The 16,634-nt window shown below is 49.9% G+C and carries 11 protein-coding genes; 7 read left to right on the forward strand and 4 right to left on the reverse strand.

Annotation, left to right across the window (positions count from 1 at the left end; genetic code table 11):
• Positions 1 to 10 precede the first annotated feature (10 nt).
• Complete coding sequence (locus tag J2Y43_RS31190; protein ID WP_309992049.1) at positions 11 to 2,773, forward strand: 2-oxoglutarate dehydrogenase E1 component; 2,763 nt, start codon at positions 11 to 13, stop codon at positions 2,771 to 2,773.
• Positions 2,774 to 2,820: 47 nt separating this feature from the next.
• Positions 2,821 to 4,395 (forward strand): 2-oxoglutarate dehydrogenase complex dihydrolipoyllysine-residue succinyltransferase, encoded by a 1,575-nt coding sequence (gene odhB, locus J2Y43_RS31195; protein WP_309992052.1) that lies wholly within the window; start codon positions 2,821 to 2,823, stop codon positions 4,393 to 4,395.
• 67 nt (positions 4,396 to 4,462) lie between these two features.
• On the opposite strand, the gene J2Y43_RS31200 is transcribed toward odhB, so the two are convergent.
• Together J2Y43_RS31200 and dtd are read right to left on the reverse strand one after the other, a co-directional pair.
• Entirely contained in the window at positions 4,463 to 4,789 is a 327-nt protein-coding gene (locus J2Y43_RS31200) for a nucleotide pyrophosphohydrolase (protein WP_309992055.1), read from the reverse strand.
• A gap of 51 nt (positions 4,790 to 4,840) precedes the next feature.
• The gene (gene dtd, locus J2Y43_RS31205; protein WP_309992058.1) at positions 4,841 to 5,293 is read right to left on the reverse strand and encodes a D-aminoacyl-tRNA deacylase; all 453 of its coding nucleotides are present in this window, start codon (positions 5,291 to 5,293) and stop codon (positions 4,841 to 4,843) included.
• 88 nt (positions 5,294 to 5,381) lie between these two features.
• Between dtd and J2Y43_RS31210 the strand changes: the two genes are divergently transcribed.
• Genes J2Y43_RS31210 through J2Y43_RS31220 form a run of 3 tightly spaced genes read left to right on the forward strand, consistent with a single transcriptional unit; the run spans position 5,382 to position 7,567 of the window.
• The gene (locus J2Y43_RS31210; protein ID WP_309992061.1) at positions 5,382 to 5,918 is read left to right on the forward strand and encodes a DUF6934 family protein; all 537 of its coding nucleotides are present in this window, start codon (positions 5,382 to 5,384) and stop codon (positions 5,916 to 5,918) included.
• Between the two features lie 22 nt (positions 5,919 to 5,940).
• The gene (locus J2Y43_RS31215) at positions 5,941 to 6,117 is read left to right on the forward strand and encodes a hypothetical protein (RefSeq protein WP_309992063.1); all 177 of its coding nucleotides are present in this window, start codon (positions 5,941 to 5,943) and stop codon (positions 6,115 to 6,117) included.
• A gap of 22 nt (positions 6,118 to 6,139) precedes the next feature.
• Complete coding sequence (locus J2Y43_RS31220) at positions 6,140 to 7,567, forward strand: L-serine ammonia-lyase (protein ID WP_309992067.1); 1,428 nt, start codon at positions 6,140 to 6,142, stop codon at positions 7,565 to 7,567.
• Positions 7,568 to 7,579: 12 nt separating this feature from the next.
• Here the strand turns inward: J2Y43_RS31220 and mgtE are convergent, their stop codons facing one another.
• Complete coding sequence (mgtE, locus tag J2Y43_RS31225) at positions 7,580 to 8,932, reverse strand: magnesium transporter (protein ID WP_309992070.1); 1,353 nt, start codon at positions 8,930 to 8,932, stop codon at positions 7,580 to 7,582.
• Positions 8,933 to 8,998: 66 nt separating this feature from the next.
• The gene (gene rsmA, locus J2Y43_RS31230; RefSeq protein WP_309992073.1) at positions 8,999 to 9,799 is read right to left on the reverse strand and encodes a 16S rRNA (adenine(1518)-N(6)/adenine(1519)-N(6))-dimethyltransferase RsmA; all 801 of its coding nucleotides are present in this window, start codon (positions 9,797 to 9,799) and stop codon (positions 8,999 to 9,001) included.
• An 88-nt stretch (positions 9,800 to 9,887) separates the two neighbouring features.
• On the opposite strand from rsmA, the gene J2Y43_RS31235 reads away from it, so the two are divergent.
• Positions 9,888 to 13,502 (forward strand): PAS domain S-box protein, encoded by a 3,615-nt coding sequence (locus tag J2Y43_RS31235; RefSeq protein WP_309992075.1) that lies wholly within the window; start codon positions 9,888 to 9,890, stop codon positions 13,500 to 13,502.
• Positions 13,503 to 13,661: 159 nt separating this feature from the next.
• Positions 13,662 to 16,580 carry a TonB-dependent receptor domain-containing protein gene (locus J2Y43_RS31240; RefSeq protein ID WP_309992078.1) on the forward strand — a complete coding sequence of 973 codons (2,919 nt, stop codon included), beginning with the start codon at positions 13,662 to 13,664 and terminating at the stop codon, positions 16,578 to 16,580.
• Positions 16,581 to 16,634: the final 54 nt, after the last annotated feature.

Consider the following 16,634-nt stretch of genomic DNA (forward strand, 5'->3'; position numbering starts at 1 on the left):
CACTTTTGTGATGGATAAATACACTTATATAGCAAATTCCGACGCCGCTTATATCGATGAATTGTACAATTCCTATAAGCAAGACCCAGCTTCCGTAGATGAAGGCTGGCAGAAGTTTTTTGAAGGTTATGATTTTTACCAAAAATTCCCTGCTACCGGTAACGGACATACCAATGGTGCTGCCAACGGCAAAGAGGCTGCGGTAGTTGGAAAAACGGACCCTGCACGCATTCGCAAAGAAATGGAAGTGGTGCATTTGATCCGTGGATATAGGTCGAGGGGACACCTTCTGGCGACTACGAACCCGATCCAGAAAAGGAAAGACCGTCGTCCGCAATTGGACATTGCTGATTTTAATCTTGGACCCGAAGACCTCGATACCGTGTTTGAAGCAGGTGTTGAGGTCTTTGATCGTCCGGCCACCTTGCGCGAGATCGTAGATGCATTGCAGACGATCTATGCAAGAAATATCGGTTTCGAATACCTCTACATCCGCGACCGCGAGCAAAAGAGCTGGTTGCGCAAAAAAATCGAGAAGGAAGCGCTGACAATGACTTTCTCGATCGATGAGAAAAAACACATTCTTTCAAAGCTGAACGAGGCGGTTGTTTTTGAAAACTTCCTGCATACCAAATATCTCGGACAGAAACGCTTCTCGCTGGAAGGCGGTGAAACGACGATCCCCGCGCTGGACGCGATGATCAACAAGGCCGCCGAAATGGGCGTGGTAGAAGTGATGATCGGTATGGCGCACCGCGGCCGTCTGAACGTGCTGGCCAACATCATGCAGAAAACCTACGGCCAGATCTTCAACGAGTTCGAAGGTAACCTGCCCGACCAGGTTTGGGGCGATGGTGACGTGAAATACCACATGGGTTTTGCGAGCCAGATCACCACCAAGGATGGTAATCATGTACACCTGAAACTTGCGCCGAACCCGTCTCACCTCGAAGCGGTAAACCCGGTTGTGGAAGGCTACATCCGCGCGCGCGCCGACGGCATGTACGACAGCGATTACGACCGCGTATTGCCGGTATTGATCCACGGTGATGCCGCTGTGGCAGGACAGGGTATCGTTTACGAAGTGACCCAGATGTCGGCACTGAATGGCTACTACACCGGCGGTACCATCCATTTTGTGATCAACAACCAGGTTGGTTTTACGACCGACTTCACAGACGCGCGTTCGTCGATCTACTGTACGGACATCGCAAAAATCGTAGATGCGCCTGTACTGCACGTCAATGGTGATGATCCGGAGGCGGTAGTGTACTGTATGCGCCTTGCGGTGGAATACCGTCAGAAATTCAATAAGGATATATTCATTGATATGGTTTGCTACCGCCGTCACGGACACAACGAGGCGGACGAACCTAAATTTACGCAGCCGGTTCTTTATAAATCCATCGAGAACCATCAGAACCCACGCGAAATCTACCAGAAAACACTGGCGGAGCGTGGCGATGTGGATGCACAGCTGGCAGCCAACATGGATAAGGAGTTCAAGCAGTTGTTGCAGGAACGTCTTGATATGGTGAAGCAGAAAGCATTGCCGTACACCATGCCGAAGCTGGAACAGGAATGGCATACCCTGCGTAAATCAAAACCGGAAGATTTTGAGAAATCACCGGAAACCGGTGTACCTCTGGAAGTGCTTGAAAAGATCGGTAAAGCGCTGATCACCACTCCGGAGAGCTTCAACAGACTGAAACAGATCGACAAATTGCTCAAAGACCGTGAGCAAATGATCTTTGACAAAAAGGAAGTAAACTGGGCCACTGCCGAGTTACTCGCCTACGGTTCGATCCTTACGGAAGGCAATATCGTCCGTTTGAGCGGCCAGGACGTACAACGCGGTACATTCTCACACCGCCACGCGGTGTTGCGCGATGTGGAAACGAATGCGTCTTACAACAGCTTGCAACACATTCAGGACGGCCAGGGCCAGTTCATGATCTACAACTCGCTGCTCTCAGAGTATGGGGTATTAGGGTTTGAATTTGGTTATTCGATGGCTAACCCGAATGCATTGGTAATCTGGGAAGCACAGTTTGGTGACTTTGCCAACGGTACGCAGGTGATCATCGATCAGTTCGTAACATCGAGCGAAACCAAATGGGACCGTTGGACAGGCCTGGTGATGTTGCTGCCGCACGGCTACGAAGGCCAGGGGCCGGAGCACTCCAATGCGCGTCCGGAGCGTTACCTGCAACTTTCGGCAAACTATAATATAATTGTGGCGAACGTAACTACACCGGCTAACTTCTTCCACTTGCTCCGCAGGCAGTTGAAGTTCCCGTTCCGGAAGCCGTTGATCGTTATGTCGCCCAAATCGATGCTGCGTCACCCGCTTTGCGTTTCGCCGATCGATAGCCTGGTAAGCGGTTCATTCCAGGAAACCATCGGAGATACTTATGCAGATCCGAAGAAGGTGAAAAAAGTGTTGCTATGTACTGGTAAGCTCTACTACGAACTATACGAAAGACAGCAAGCAGACAAACGCGACGACGTGGCGATCATTCGTCTGGAACAAATGCATCCGTTCCCGCAAACGCAGATCGACGCGCACCTGGCTCAGTACGAAAATGCAAATGTATTCTGGGTACAGGAAGAGCCTTTCAACATGGGTGGCTGGACATTCATGCTCCGCATGTACAAAGGTGTGAAGCCATTGCAGGTAATCGCCCGCGAACCGAGTGCTTCACCTTCGACAGGGTTCTCTAAAATCCATACGAAGGAACAAGCGGAGATCATCAATAGAGCTTTTGAATGATATTCCTATAATTTTTGACTTAATTCGATAACAAGATTGCACATAAAATGGCTGAAATTGAAATAAAAGTACCGCCCGTTGGCGAGTCGATTACCGAGGTTACGATAGGAAACTGGTTCAAAAATGATGGCGATTTTGTGAAGATGGACGAAGTGATCTGCGGGCTGGATTCGGACAAAGCGACATTTGAACTCACCGCGGAAGCAGAAGGGATATTACATATTAAGGCGCAGGAAGGCGATACGCTCAATATCGGCGAGCTGATAGCAACCATCGAGGCGGCTAACGGTGCTGCTCCGAAAGAAACGGCTTCAAAGGCGGAGGCAGCTGCACCAGCAGCTCCTGTTGCCGCGGAACCTGCAAAAGCCGAAGCTCCGGCAGCAGCTGCACCCGCTGCAACGGGCCAGGTTTATGAAATGAAAGTTCCTGCGGTAGGAGAGTCTATCAGCGAAGTAACCATCGCTTCTTGGAGCAAAAAAGATGGTGACTATGTGGCTGTCGACGAAATCCTGTGCGAGCTGGAATCTGATAAGGCAACGTTTGAATTGCCTGCGGAAGCAGCTGGTATCCTTACCATCGTAGGAAAAGAAGGTGATACACTGGCTATCGGCGCGGTTATCTGCACGATCGCTGTAACTACCGGGTCGCCGGCTGCTGGCTCTCCTGTGGCCGCTCCTGCGCAAGCAAGCGCTCCCGCTGCTTCTGCCGACAAAGCTTACAGCGAGAAACATGCTTCGCCTGTGGCCGCGAAAATCCTGGCTGAAAAAGGAATCGATCCTAAGGATGTAAACGGTTCGGGTTCAGGAGGCAAAATCATGAAAGACGATGCGTTGAAAGCTGAGAAAGCGGCACCGGCAGCAGCTCCTGCTGCGGCTAAGCCTGCTGCCCCGGCTCCTGCGGCAGCCCCTGCTGTGGCCGGCGCACGTGCTTCTCGTCGCGAGAAAATGTCGTCGTTGCGTAAAACCATCGCACGTCGTTTGGTAGCGGTGAAAAACGAGACGGCTATGCTGACCACTTTCAACGAGGTGGACATGAAGCCGGTAATGGATTTGCGCGCTAAATTCAAGGATAAATTCAAAGAAAAACATGAAGTAGGACTAGGCTTCATGTCGTTCTTCGTGAAGGCGGTAACCGTTGCGTTGAAAGACTTCCCGGTTATCAATGCCCAAATCGATGGCGAAGAACTGGTATACAACGATTTCGCTGATATCTCGGTGGCTGTTTCAACACCGCGCGGACTGGTAGTGCCGGTTATCCGCAATGCTGAGACACTTTCGTTTGCAGCGATTGAAAAGGAAATCGTTCGTTTGGCGGTTCGTGCACGTGACGGTAAACTGGGCCTTGACGAAATGTCGGGCGGTACCTTCACGATCACTAACGGTGGTACATTCGGATCGATGCTTTCGACGCCTATCATCAATGCGCCACAATCAGCTATCCTGGGTATGCACAATATCGTAGAGCGCCCGGTAGTGGTAGATGGTCAGATCGTCGTTCGTCCGATCATGTATGTAGCGCTGTCGTACGACCACCGCACGATAGACGGCAAGGATTCGGTAAGCTTCCTGGTTCGCGTGAAGCAGTTGCTCGAAGATCCGATGCGTCTGTTACTGGATATGTAATATTATCATTTCGGAAAAATAGATAACAGAGCAGGCCCGGATTTCCGGGCTTGTTCTGTTATAGGGGCTATTGCAGTTTCTGGTTCTGCTTGTGGCGGTCCTTATCGCGGTCTGTCTTCTTAGCCATGTTCCTTTCAAATGCCTCGGTGAGGTTAATGCCCGTCTGGTTGGCAAGGCAGATGAGCACCCAAAGTACATCGGCCATTTCATCGCCGAGATCTTTTCCCAAATCCGATTTCTTGAACGACTGGTCGCCGTACGTACGTGCCATAATGCGGGCGAGCTCACCCACTTCTTCGGTCAGGATTGCCATGTTGGTCAGTTCTGAGAAATAACGTACGCCGTAAGTTTTGATCCATTGATCGACTTGTTCTTGTGCTTCCTGGATGGTCATGTTTGATTTTGAATGAGTGAATGATTGAATGGGGCTTTTGTGAAGTCAGTTTCAGATTCTGTTTTTTGAATCAATGACAATGGTGACCGGGCCGTCGTTGAGCAGCGAAACCTTCATATCGGCCCCAAATTCGCCTGTCTGGATAGGCTTGCCCAATTCGGCTCCCAGGAATTCGATCATTTTTTCGTACATCGGGATGGCAATATCGGGCTTCGCAGCCTCGATGAATGACGGCCGGTTGCCTTTCTTCGTGCTTGCATGCAATGTGAATTGACTGATCAGTAAAATGTCGCCATTCACGGTTTTCAGATCCAGGTTCATCTTCCCTTCTTCGTCATTGAATACCCGTAGCCCGACGATCTTCTTCCCCAGCCACTCGATATCTTCCGGCAGATCGGCATGCGTGATGCCCAGAAGGACCATAAAGCCTGTTTTGATTTCACCTTTTACTTTCCCTTCAATAGTCACCGAAGCGCTGCTCACGCGCTGGATTACTGCAATCATATGTTATGTATTGGTTCTTCGTATGTGCGCAAAAGTACGGGGTAATCTTTGAAAAGGCTTAAACGGCACGTGAAAAGCCGATGGTTTAATGAATGTGACCGGTTGCATTTCGGCTTGGGTAAATCGCCATAATGGGAACTTAAATATGTGTAAAGTTTCAGCCAAGCACACACTTGCTTCTTTGATGGATCAACCGCGGTACGATGTTCAATACTCTCTCGATAACAAGGTTTATTCCTTTGTAAGCGAAGGAAAGAAAGGTAGGGTTATCAAAAAGGTTCAATTCGATTTGATGCAGGAAGGTATCTTTAACCTCGGTTTTGGGGATTGGGTGGGTGGTGATCCCGGATTTAATGACCTGGCAATTACAGATAACGGTGACATGGAAATGGTACTTTCTACTGTTGTCGGAATCGCGGTAGAATTTCTGTCCAAAAATACAGGTGTAACCATCCACCTGACTGGCAGCACTCCCGTTCGGACTAGATTGTACCGCATCATTATAAGTAACCGTTATGACGAGATAAAGAATGATTATTCGGTGTGGGGCTATTTGAACGGTCGTTTTTATCCTTTTCAAAAAAATATCAATTATGAAGCATTTCTCATATCGAAATTGTTATAGTTTTATGAAAATCTCAAACACTATGAAAAGCATACTCACTGAAACCGAGGCATCCAACAAGGGATTGGGAACGTACAACCCTGAACTTGATAAGTACGAGCGTACGGTGGGCTTTCCCGAAAAAGTAGCCAAAGGAAGAGAAATGCTCGCAAAAGCCGGACTCCCCCCTGAACTCCAAAACCGGCATATCAAGAAGTAATTCCTTTTCGATTACCTCATTCATGACATCAGAACGCATTTCCGTTTTTGACATTTTTAAGATAGGCATTGGCCCATCGAGTTCCCATACATTAGGCCCGTGGCGGGCTGCACAGCAATTCTTAGGAGCCGTGAAAGAGCGAGGCCTGCTGAATAGCGTCGAAAAAGTGACGGTACATCTCTACGGCTCACTCGCGAAAACGGGTAAAGGGCATGGTACGGATATCGCAGTTATCCTCGGTTTGAGCGGTTATGATCCTGTAACGATCGAAACAAGTTCGATCGACCGTATTCTCGCGGACATAGCTGTGAGCGAGACGATACGCTTGCACGGCGAAATGCAAATTCATTTCAACCCCAAAACGGATGTAGTGTTTCATAAATCGGAGTCGCTTCCATTTCATCCGAATGGAGTTGCTTTCACGGCTTTGTGTACTGACGGCCGCGTATTAGAAGAAACCTATTATTCGATAGGCGGTGGCTTTGTGATCCAGGAGGGCAGGGAGGCCGCGGCCGGGGCTGCATTATCGGAGATCCCATATCCGGTTGACCAAGCATCGGATTTGCTGCAATGGCACCGGGTTACGGGCAAGGCAATCTGGGAGTTGGTGCTCGACAATGAGCGGATTTGGCGGGATGATGCAACTATCAGAAAGGATCTGTTGAATATCTGGCGGGTAATGCAGGACAGTATTTTCCTGGGTTGCCAGCACAGAGGTGTGCTGCCAGGCGGCCTGAACGTACAGCGCAGAGCCGCCGAATTGAACCAGAAACTATTAAAAGGGCACGCCTGTGCAGGCTGCGAGGAATGGATCGAACAAATCCGTAAGGGCGGTTCTGGCTTCAATTATACACTCGATTGGGTGAGCTGCTTCGCATTGGCCGTGAATGAGCAAAACGCCGCTTACAGCCGCGTGGTTACGGCGCCTACCAATGGCGCGGCGGGTGTAATACCGGCGGTGCTGCAATTCCATGTGACATTTTGCGGTGGTACCGAAGAGGATATTTTCAGGTTTCTGCTCACAGCAGGTGAAATCGGGAGTATTTTCAAAAAAGGTGCGACGATTTCGGCGGCTATGGGAGGGTGCCAGGCGGAGATCGGGGTATCATCGGCGATGGCGGCCGCCGGGTTGGCACAGGTTTCCGGCGGAACAGTGCAGCAATGCCTGATGGCTGCGGAAATCGCGATGGAGCATCACCTGGGACTCACGTGTGATCCGGTGGCGGGATTAGTACAAATTCCCTGTATCGAACGGAACACGATGGGCGCGATCAAGGCAATTACAGCTTCCCAGCTTGCCTTGCAAAGCAACCCCGAGAACGCGAAAGTTTCCCTTGATAATGTGGTCAAAACTATGTGGCAAACCGCGCTGGATATGAACAACCGGTACAAAGAAACTTCCGAAGGCGGACTTGCGGTGAATATTCCGATCAGTCTGAGTGAATGCTAGTCCGCCTCGATACTACAATTTGAGTAGCAAATGTGCAAGACCGAAATAAACACCGTAACCGATCAGGTCATTGGCGGTAGTAATAAATGGCCCGGACGCTACGGCCGGGTTAATGCCTATTTTTTCGAGTAAAATCGGTGTTAATGTGCCCATAAAAGAGGCGAGAAACACCACCGACATCAATGCGGTGGAAACAACCAATGCCAGTTGCAAGTCATTCCCGATCAACATATTGAATCCGAAAACGATAGCGCTGATAATGAGTCCATTGATAAACGCCACAGCGAACATCCTGATCAGCCGTTGACCCAATGTGGTGTCGATACCGGTCTTATCCGCAAGGCCTTGCAGAATAATGGAAGACGTCTGAATCCCCACATTACCGCCTGTTGAACCGATAATGGGAATAAATGCAGCCATTGCCGGAATGATTTTGAGGTCGCCTTCAAAAAAGCTGATAAACTTTGCGGCCAGGATTCCCCCCATCATTCCTACGAGCAGCCAGGGCAAGCGGGCTTTGGTTTGTTGCCAGATGCTGTCGTCTTCTTCCACGTCCCCGGTAATACCCGCCATAGCCAGGGTATCAGAACTTGCCTGGTCGGTAATTACGTCCACGATATCATCGATGGTAATGCGGCCGAGGAGTTTCCCCTGCACATTCACGACAGGCAAGGCATCCAGGTCATAGCGCCGCATCAGTTCGGCCACTTCCTCGGCGGGGCGGTAGGTTTCGACGAAAATAACGTCCTTATCGTAAAGGCTCTCGATTTTCGTGTTCTTATGCGCGAGCACAATCCTTTTCAGGGAGAGAATGCCCAGCAGTTTACCAAAATCATCCACCACATACACCGCATACACCTTCTCCACGTCCTCGGCCTGGGTGCGAAGCTCTTCGATGCATTGGTTCACAGTCCAGTTTTCGTTCGCTTTAATAAGCTCCTTCTGCATCAAACCACCGGCTACGTCCTCGTCGTAGTGCAGCAGATCAAGGATAAACCGGGCTTGTTCGCGGTCTTCGAGCAAGGCGATCACTTCTTCACGCACGCGAATGGGCTGCTCGTTCAGCAAATCCACGGCGTCATCGGAATCGAACAGGTTGACGAATTTGGATATTTCCTCCGAGGTAAAGGCTTTCAGAAAGTCCCGGCGTTCGCCCCGGTCCATATCGGCAAGAATCGCCGCACCGGTTTCGATATTCAGCTGATTGACCAGGAATTTCGCGCTTTCAGTTTCCAGCTCGGATAGCAGGCTGGTAATATCCGCCGCAAAGAGGTTCTCCATTTCCGACCGGATGGCCGCAGAGTCCTCTTTTTCAATCAGTTCCTGAATGTGGTCTACGTATAGCTGGGTTAATTCGAACGTCATCGTAATGAGCTTTTAGCGATTGGCGAAATGCTTTTAGCTTATTGAATATACTGTCTCAGAGAAGGTTTAGTTCGTTGCCTGTATATTTTGGGCAAGTAACGTCAACGTAACGAAGTCCTGAACACTCAATTGTTCGGCCCGTTTGTTGAGCAAAGGATGGTCCGGTATTTCGCCTACCGGTTTCAGCGCATTGCGCAAGGTTTTGCGCCGCTGATTGAATGCAGTTTTTACCACCCTGAAAAACAGTTTTTCATCGCATTCAAGCGCCGCTACCGCATTCCTGCGTAGCCTTATTACGCCGGATTGCACTTTCGGCGGAGGATCGAACGCGCCGGGCGGTACCGACACCAGGTAATCGATATCATAAAAGGCTTGCAACAGCACGCTCAGAATACCGTAATCCTTATTACCCGGAGGCGATGCAATGCGCTGCGCTACTTCCTTTTGAAGCATACAAACAATCTCCGGAATGCGGTCACGGATTTCGAGGGCCCGGAAGAATATCTGCGAGGAGATGTTGTAGGGGAAATTTCCGATGATCGCGAACTTGCCGGCAAAGTAGTCGCCCGGATTGAATTTCAGGAAATCACCCGCGATAATGCGTGGCGAAAGGTCCGGATAATGCTTTTCAAGATAGGCTACCGATTCGGTGTCGATCTCGATGACATGGGTTGTAAAGTTGGTTTTGGGTAAAAGAAATTGGGTAAGAACGCCCATACCCGGTCCGATTTCCAGGACGCGGTCGTAACCACCGTGGCCGGAGAGTCCGTCGACGATGCGTTGGGCAATATTCAAATCTTTCAGAAAGTGCTGGCCCAGATGCTTTTTGGCCCGCACTTTGGAATCATCCGGTTTTTTATAATTCATTTTCACAAGCCAAAATTACGTCTTAATTCGTAGATTTATCGAATAAAGAATTGGAAGGAAACTTAAAAGTGCGATTGTACCGGGACCCATGGAACTGATTTTATCCCAAACCGACTGGCAGACTATTCACCACACACTTCAGCATTTAAACCTGATCGGAATTACCTTTTCACCCGATTTTACGATTCGCAGCGTAAGCCCGCACGCCTTGATGAAAACCGGCTGGCACGAGTCGGACCTGGTGGGTTTCAGCATATTCGATAAGTTGATACCAAAGGAAGAGGAGCACGAGGTGCGGCAAATGCTCGAAGAGGGTATCCAGGGAAAGCGTAAACTTGAACAACGCGAAGTGCCGTTCCTCGCTCAGAAAGGGACGCTGCGTACTTTCTCGATCAATTCGGTGCTGATGCACCAGGAAAATGATGAGGTAGAATGCATTACGCTAGTTGGTGATGATATTACCCGCCGCAGGAGAATGGAATCGGCTATTGCCAAATCCAATTCGCAGTTGCAGGATCTGGTGGATAACACCAGCGACCTGATCCAGCTGGTGGCGATCGACGGTAAATTCATATTTGTGAACAAGGCCTGGCGTGAAGTCCTGGGTTACGGGCTGGATGAAATCGCTTCCATGCGAATGGAGGACATTCTGCACCCGCAGCATAAGGAAGAAGCGCTCGAACAGCTTAAACGGATCGAGCAAGGCATTGCCAATCCGAGTTTCGAGGCGGTTTTTATGAACCGTGACGGGAAAAAGGTATTTGTAGCCGGTAGTGTGAACTGCCGTTTCGACAATGGCAAACCGACCGCATTCCGCTGTATTTTAAATGATTTTACGGAAAAAATAAGGGCTGAAAAGGCGCAGAACCTGTATTACAGCATTGCCAACTGGACGGTCAATACGCAAAACCTCGACGAATTTTACCACGGTATTCACGACGAGTTGGGCAAGATCATTGATGTCAGGAACTTCTTTATCGCATTATACGACCCCAGCAAGAGCTACATTTACTTCCCGTATTATGTAGACCAGTATTTCAAAGGTAATGTCCGGTTTACCAAACGGAAACTGGGCAATGGTCTGACGGAGTATGCGATTGCTTCTAATAAGCCGCTGTTCCTTTCCGACAAGGACATTGAGAAGCTCGCCAAAACGAACAGCTTGTACTTGTACGGCGTCACGCCGAAAGTTCTCCTGTGCGTGCCCTTGCGTATAGGCGACCGGGTGACCGGGATTATCGGGGTGAAATCCTACGATGATCCTAATATGTTCGATACACGCGACCTTGAATTGCTGGAATTCATTTCCGGTCAGGTGGCGATGGCGATCGCGCGTAAGCAAAGCGAAGAGGAACTGAGCAAATACCTGGCGCGTTTGAACGCGATTTTCGACAGCAGTTCGCATTTGATCTGGTCGGTCAACAAATCGCTGCAACTCACCTCATTCAATAGAAATTATGCCGATCTGATTCATAATCAGCTCGGTGTGAGGCCTTCGCTGCAATCCAGCGCCGAGAAATTCGGATGGCGGATGGTCGGCAATAGCAACCGGCGGACGCTCGAAACCAAATACCGTCAGGCGCTACGCGGTGAGCCGCAGTATTTCGAATTCAAAATCGACCGGAAAGATGCGGGTGAAATGTGGCTGGAATTTTACCTGAATCCGATCCATTATGCCGACGGCGTGATCGAAGAGGTGTCCGGTATCGCCCGCGACATTACGCGGCGTAAGGAAGCCGAGCTTTCGCTAAGGCATAGTGAAGAGCTTTTCCGAGGCATTTTTGAAAACTTGCAGGATATTTATTGCCGGATCAACCGCATGGGCGAGATCACGATGATCAGCCAGTCGGTGCTGAAAAGGCTGGGGTATTTGCCGGAAGAAGTGATCGGACACAGGGTTACCGAGTTTTTTGCAGACAAGAAGCGCATTCATTCCGCATTGATACGGCTGCGGAAAACCAAAAGTCTGCGGAATTTCGAGATCACAATGTACCGCAAGGACGGCACGGAGCGTCAGTTTATGATCAACATGCTGATGTTTACCAACGACAAAGGTAAACCGACCGAAGTAGCTGTGCTTGCCCGCGACATTACCGAGCTGAAACGAAACGAGCTCGAACTGCTGAAAGCCAAGGAGCACGCCGAACGTTCACTGAAGGTGAAAGAAGGGTTCCTGGCGAATATGAGCCACGAAATCCGCACGCCGATGAACGGGGTGATCGGTATGATTGATCTATTGGGTGAGACACCGCTCAATACCGAGCAAAAGGATTATGTATTGACTATCAAACGGTCGTCGGAAACGCTGCTGAACATTTTGAACGATATTCTGGATCTTTCAAAAATCGAGGCGGGCAAAATGGAGCTGCACGAGGCGCCGATAGCGGTCGAGGAATTGCTGCTCAAACTGGTTTCACTTTTCGGGCAGACCGCAAAAAGCAAAGGCAATACGCTCACTTACCACATCGGGCCGGATATTCCCAAATTCATCATTGCGGACCAGACCAGGTTGTTGCAGATTATGTCCAATCTGACATCCAATGCATTGAAATTCACCGAGAACGGCTCTGTGAAGGTGTTTCTCACATTGCAGAAAAAGGAAGGGCTATTCCACAAAATCAAAGTAGAAGTGCAGGATTCGGGCATCGGTATCAGTGCTACCGACAAGCAGATTCTGTTTACCTCATTTACCCAGCTCGATAACTCCTCGCGTAAATCGTTTGGCGGCACCGGGCTTGGCCTGGCCATTTCCAAACAGCTTTGCGCGTTGATGAACGGTGAAATCGGCGTCGAATCGACGCTCGGAGAGGGAAGCACCTTCTGGTTCACTTTTGAAACGAAGGAAACCTCGATTGCGCAGGTGAGCACGATCATCCAGCAGGAAGATACACCAATCGAGGATGTCTTCAACGATTACCACCCGTTGATCCTGCTTGTCGATGACAATGCGGTGAACCGGAAAGTGGCCAATGAAATCCTTAAAAAATCGGGTTGTGAAACCGACCTGGCCGAAAGTGGGTTCAAGGCGATCGAAATGGTGGAGAAAAGGTACCATTCCGATGAGAAAGGCTATGATATCATTTTTATGGATATCCAAATGCCGGATATGGATGGGGTAGAGACGACCCAGGAGCTGAAAAAGCGGTTCTCAAAAGGCCTGCCGCCGATTGTAGCCATGACAGCCTACTCGATGAAAGAGGACCGTGACCGGTTTATGAGCCAGGGCATGGACGATTACATTGCCAAGCCCATACGCGCCCAGACGCTGGTGCAGAAGGTGAAGGAATTGATGGGCAATTTGGAAAACCGCAAACTCGAACAAAAGCAGAAGGAAATCGCCCAAGAAGCGATGGTACCGGTGCTCGATAAGGAAATCATTGATCAGTTAGCCGGAATAGGCGGCGCTGAGCTGGTATGGTCGGTGTTCGAGGATTTTGTGGGCGAATCCGATGAGCTGGTCGCAGGTGCATTAGAGGCCTACAAAAACGGGGATATCAAAACCGTGAAGAGCAACCTGCATACATTAAAAGGTAGTGGTGGTACCGTGGGCGTTTCGCAAGTAGCCGAAATTGCGCGGGATGCCGAGTGGCGGCTCAAATCCGACGATACAAGTACGCTTGCCGAGGCGCTGCCGGCGCTGGAAAAAGCCTATGAGCGGTTTTTGGCCAGTTACAAGGGCTTGCTGGGAGAATGGCTCAAATAGTGGCATATTGACCAATTGACACACCGCCGATTCGTCGGCGAAAATTGCCTGTTGGTCTATTAAAATATCGGATACTGTCGATTGTAAAGGTTTATTGCCGGAACGCATTAAACTTTGGTAACAAAGGGAGCTCTAACCAGCAATAAACCTTTACAAGTCATGAACAGATTTACATTCATCGTCCTTCTGCTCGCCGGTTTGGCAGCTCCGGCTTTCGCACAGAATGCTCAAATCACCGGCAGCGTAGTCGATAGCGTGAGCCGCCAGGCGGTAGTAGGCGCTTATGTGGCCGTGAGCCGCAACACCCCCGATGCCAAGCCGGAATATGTGACTACGGACGTAAACGGGAAATTCACTTTTACCGGCCTTGCCAAGCAGGTTTCTTACCTGGTGAAGGTTTCCTATTTAAGCTACAAAGATTTCACCCGCACCGTTACCGTTACCAAGGACATCGAAAATCTTGGGACTATTACCCTCACAGAAGCGGTGGCAAATCTGAAAGAGGTGAAAGTGGTAGGGCAGGTGACTGCCATGGAACAGAAAGGCGATACTACGCAGTTCAACGCAGCCGCATTTAAAACAAACCCCGACGCTACGACCGAAGACCTGATCCAGAAAATGCCGGGTATCACCGTCACAAACGGAACGGTAACGGCTCATGGAGAGACGGTTAATAAGGTTCTGGTAGATGGCAAGCCATTCTTCGGAGACGATGCCGCACTAACCCTCAAAAACCTTCCCGCAGAAGTTGTAGACAAAATCGAGGTTTTCGATAAGCTGAGCGATCAGGCGCAATTCACCGGTTTTGACGATGGTAATGCGCAGAAAACGATCAATATCGTCACCAAGGCCGATAAACGTATGGGGCAGTTTGGAAAAGTTTTCGCCGGATACGGTCTCGATGATCGCTATCAGGCCGGTGGAAATGTAAGTTTTTTCAAAGGCAACCAGCGTATATCAGTTATCGGGCTGAGCAACAATATCAACAATCAGAACTTTTCGAGCCAGGATTTGCTGGGCGTCTCCGGCGGTGGTGGAGGTGGTAACCGTGGCGGTGGTGGCGGCTCTGCGGGTAACTTCCTGGTGGGCAACCAGAGCGGGATCACCGGTACCAATTCGTTTGGTTTGAATTATTCCAATAAAATAGGCAAGAAACTCGACGTAAGCGGCAGCTATTTCTTCAACAGAACCAGCAACAGCAACGTGCAGGGCCTTTCGCAGGAGTATTTTCTGCAAGGTGCCACTAGCAACCAGTTTTACAATGAAAACAGCCGGACCAATACGACCAATTCCAATCACCGGTTGAACTTCCGGATCGAGTACAATATCGATCCTAAAAACTCGCTCATTATCACGCCGCGGCTAAGTTTCCAGGATAACCATTCAGGAAGTGTGAAGACCGGGCTGACAACATTGGCTTCCGATGGCAGCAATGTCAATAGCTCCGACAACAGCCAGGGCAATGTCAACAAAGGCTACAACTTCTCGAACGATATTCTGTTCCGTCACGCATTCGAGAAAAAGGGCCGTACGGTTTCATTCAACTTCAACACCCAGGTGAATGATAAGAATGGCCGCCGCGACCTGTATTCGAGAAACACCTATTTTGATAACCTGGCATTGGGCGACACCGTGATGCGGGGTGACACGATCGATCAGCGCAGTTTCACGCATTCGGATGGCATTACATTAGGCGGAAACCTGGTGTACACCGAGCCGGTCAGCACCACCGGCCAGTTGCAGTTCAACTATGGCCTTACGATCCAGAACAGCAATTCCAATAAGGATACCTACAATATGAGCTATGATGACGGCACGTATTCGGACCTGGATTCGCTTTTGACCAATAATTTTGATAACCGGTACATCACCAACCGCGCAGGTTTGGGATACCGTTACCGGAAAAACAGCTGGTCGGCCAACCTGGGTCTCGATTTTCAGAACACAGGGTTGTACAGTCAGCAACTGGCGCCGGTTAACAACAAAGTCGACCAGTCCTTTACCAATATTCTCCCCAATTTCATGGTAAACTACCGTTCGAAAGAAGGCGCGCAATTCCGGGCGTTTTTCCGGAGCTCGACCAACCAGCCGTCGATTTCGCAGTTGCAGAACGTGGTCGACAACAGTAACCCGCTGTCGCTCACAGCCGGTAACCCCGATCTGAAACAGGAATACCGCAATATGGTCAACGTTCGCTACTCGCTGACAGGCGCGAAGAGACCTTACAGCCTGAACGCGATGATTTTTGTAACGCAGACCAATAATGCGATTGTTAATTCGACCTACATCGCGCAGAAACCAGAGACCTTGCCCAACGGGCTGTTCCTTGAAAGAGGGGCCAAGTTCACCGCGCCGATCAACGTGGACGGTAGCTGGAACGCACGCTCGTTCTTCGCCTACGGAAAGCCGATTGCGCCATTGAAGCTGAATTTGAACGTGACGACCGGATTCAATTATGTGCGCTCGCCGGGTATGATCAACAACGTGCCTAACTATTCGAACACTTACGCGATTTCACAAGGCCTGGTGGTGAGCAGCAATATCAGCGACAAACTCGATTTTACAGTTTCTTATTCGGGTAACTACAATGTGGTGCGCAACAGTATCCAGCCCAATCTGAATAACAACTACTACACCCAGGGCATTACCGGCCGCGTGAACTGGATATTCGGCAAAGGATTTGTGTTCCAAAGCGATATCAACAATCAGTCATACCGGGGACTGGGCGCGGGCTACAACCAGAATTTTACACTATGGAATGCCAGCGTCGGTAAGAAATTCCTTAAAAACAATGCAGGGGAGCTGAAACTGACTGTTTTCGATATTTTGAAACAGAACAACAGCATTACCCGCAATGTAACCGAAACTTATGTGCAGGACGTCACCAACCGCGTGCTCACACAATACGCTATGCTCACATTCACTTACACTTTGAGAAACTTCGGCAAGATGCCTTCCAACAATGGCGACGGGTACAGAAGACGTGATTTTGACGGCGGAGCGGGCTTCCCTCGCGGCGGCGGAATGGGCGGCGACCGTGAACAAGGTGGCGGTGGTGGCCGGGGTTTCAACAACTAGGCATTAAACCCTTCAAGTCAGTGCAAAGAAAATCCCGGGGCGGTTGGCTCCGGG

Origin of the sequence: Dyadobacter sp. BE31, from assembly GCF_031457695.1 — a bacterium.
GTDB lineage: Bacteria > Bacteroidota > Bacteroidia > Cytophagales > Spirosomataceae > Dyadobacter.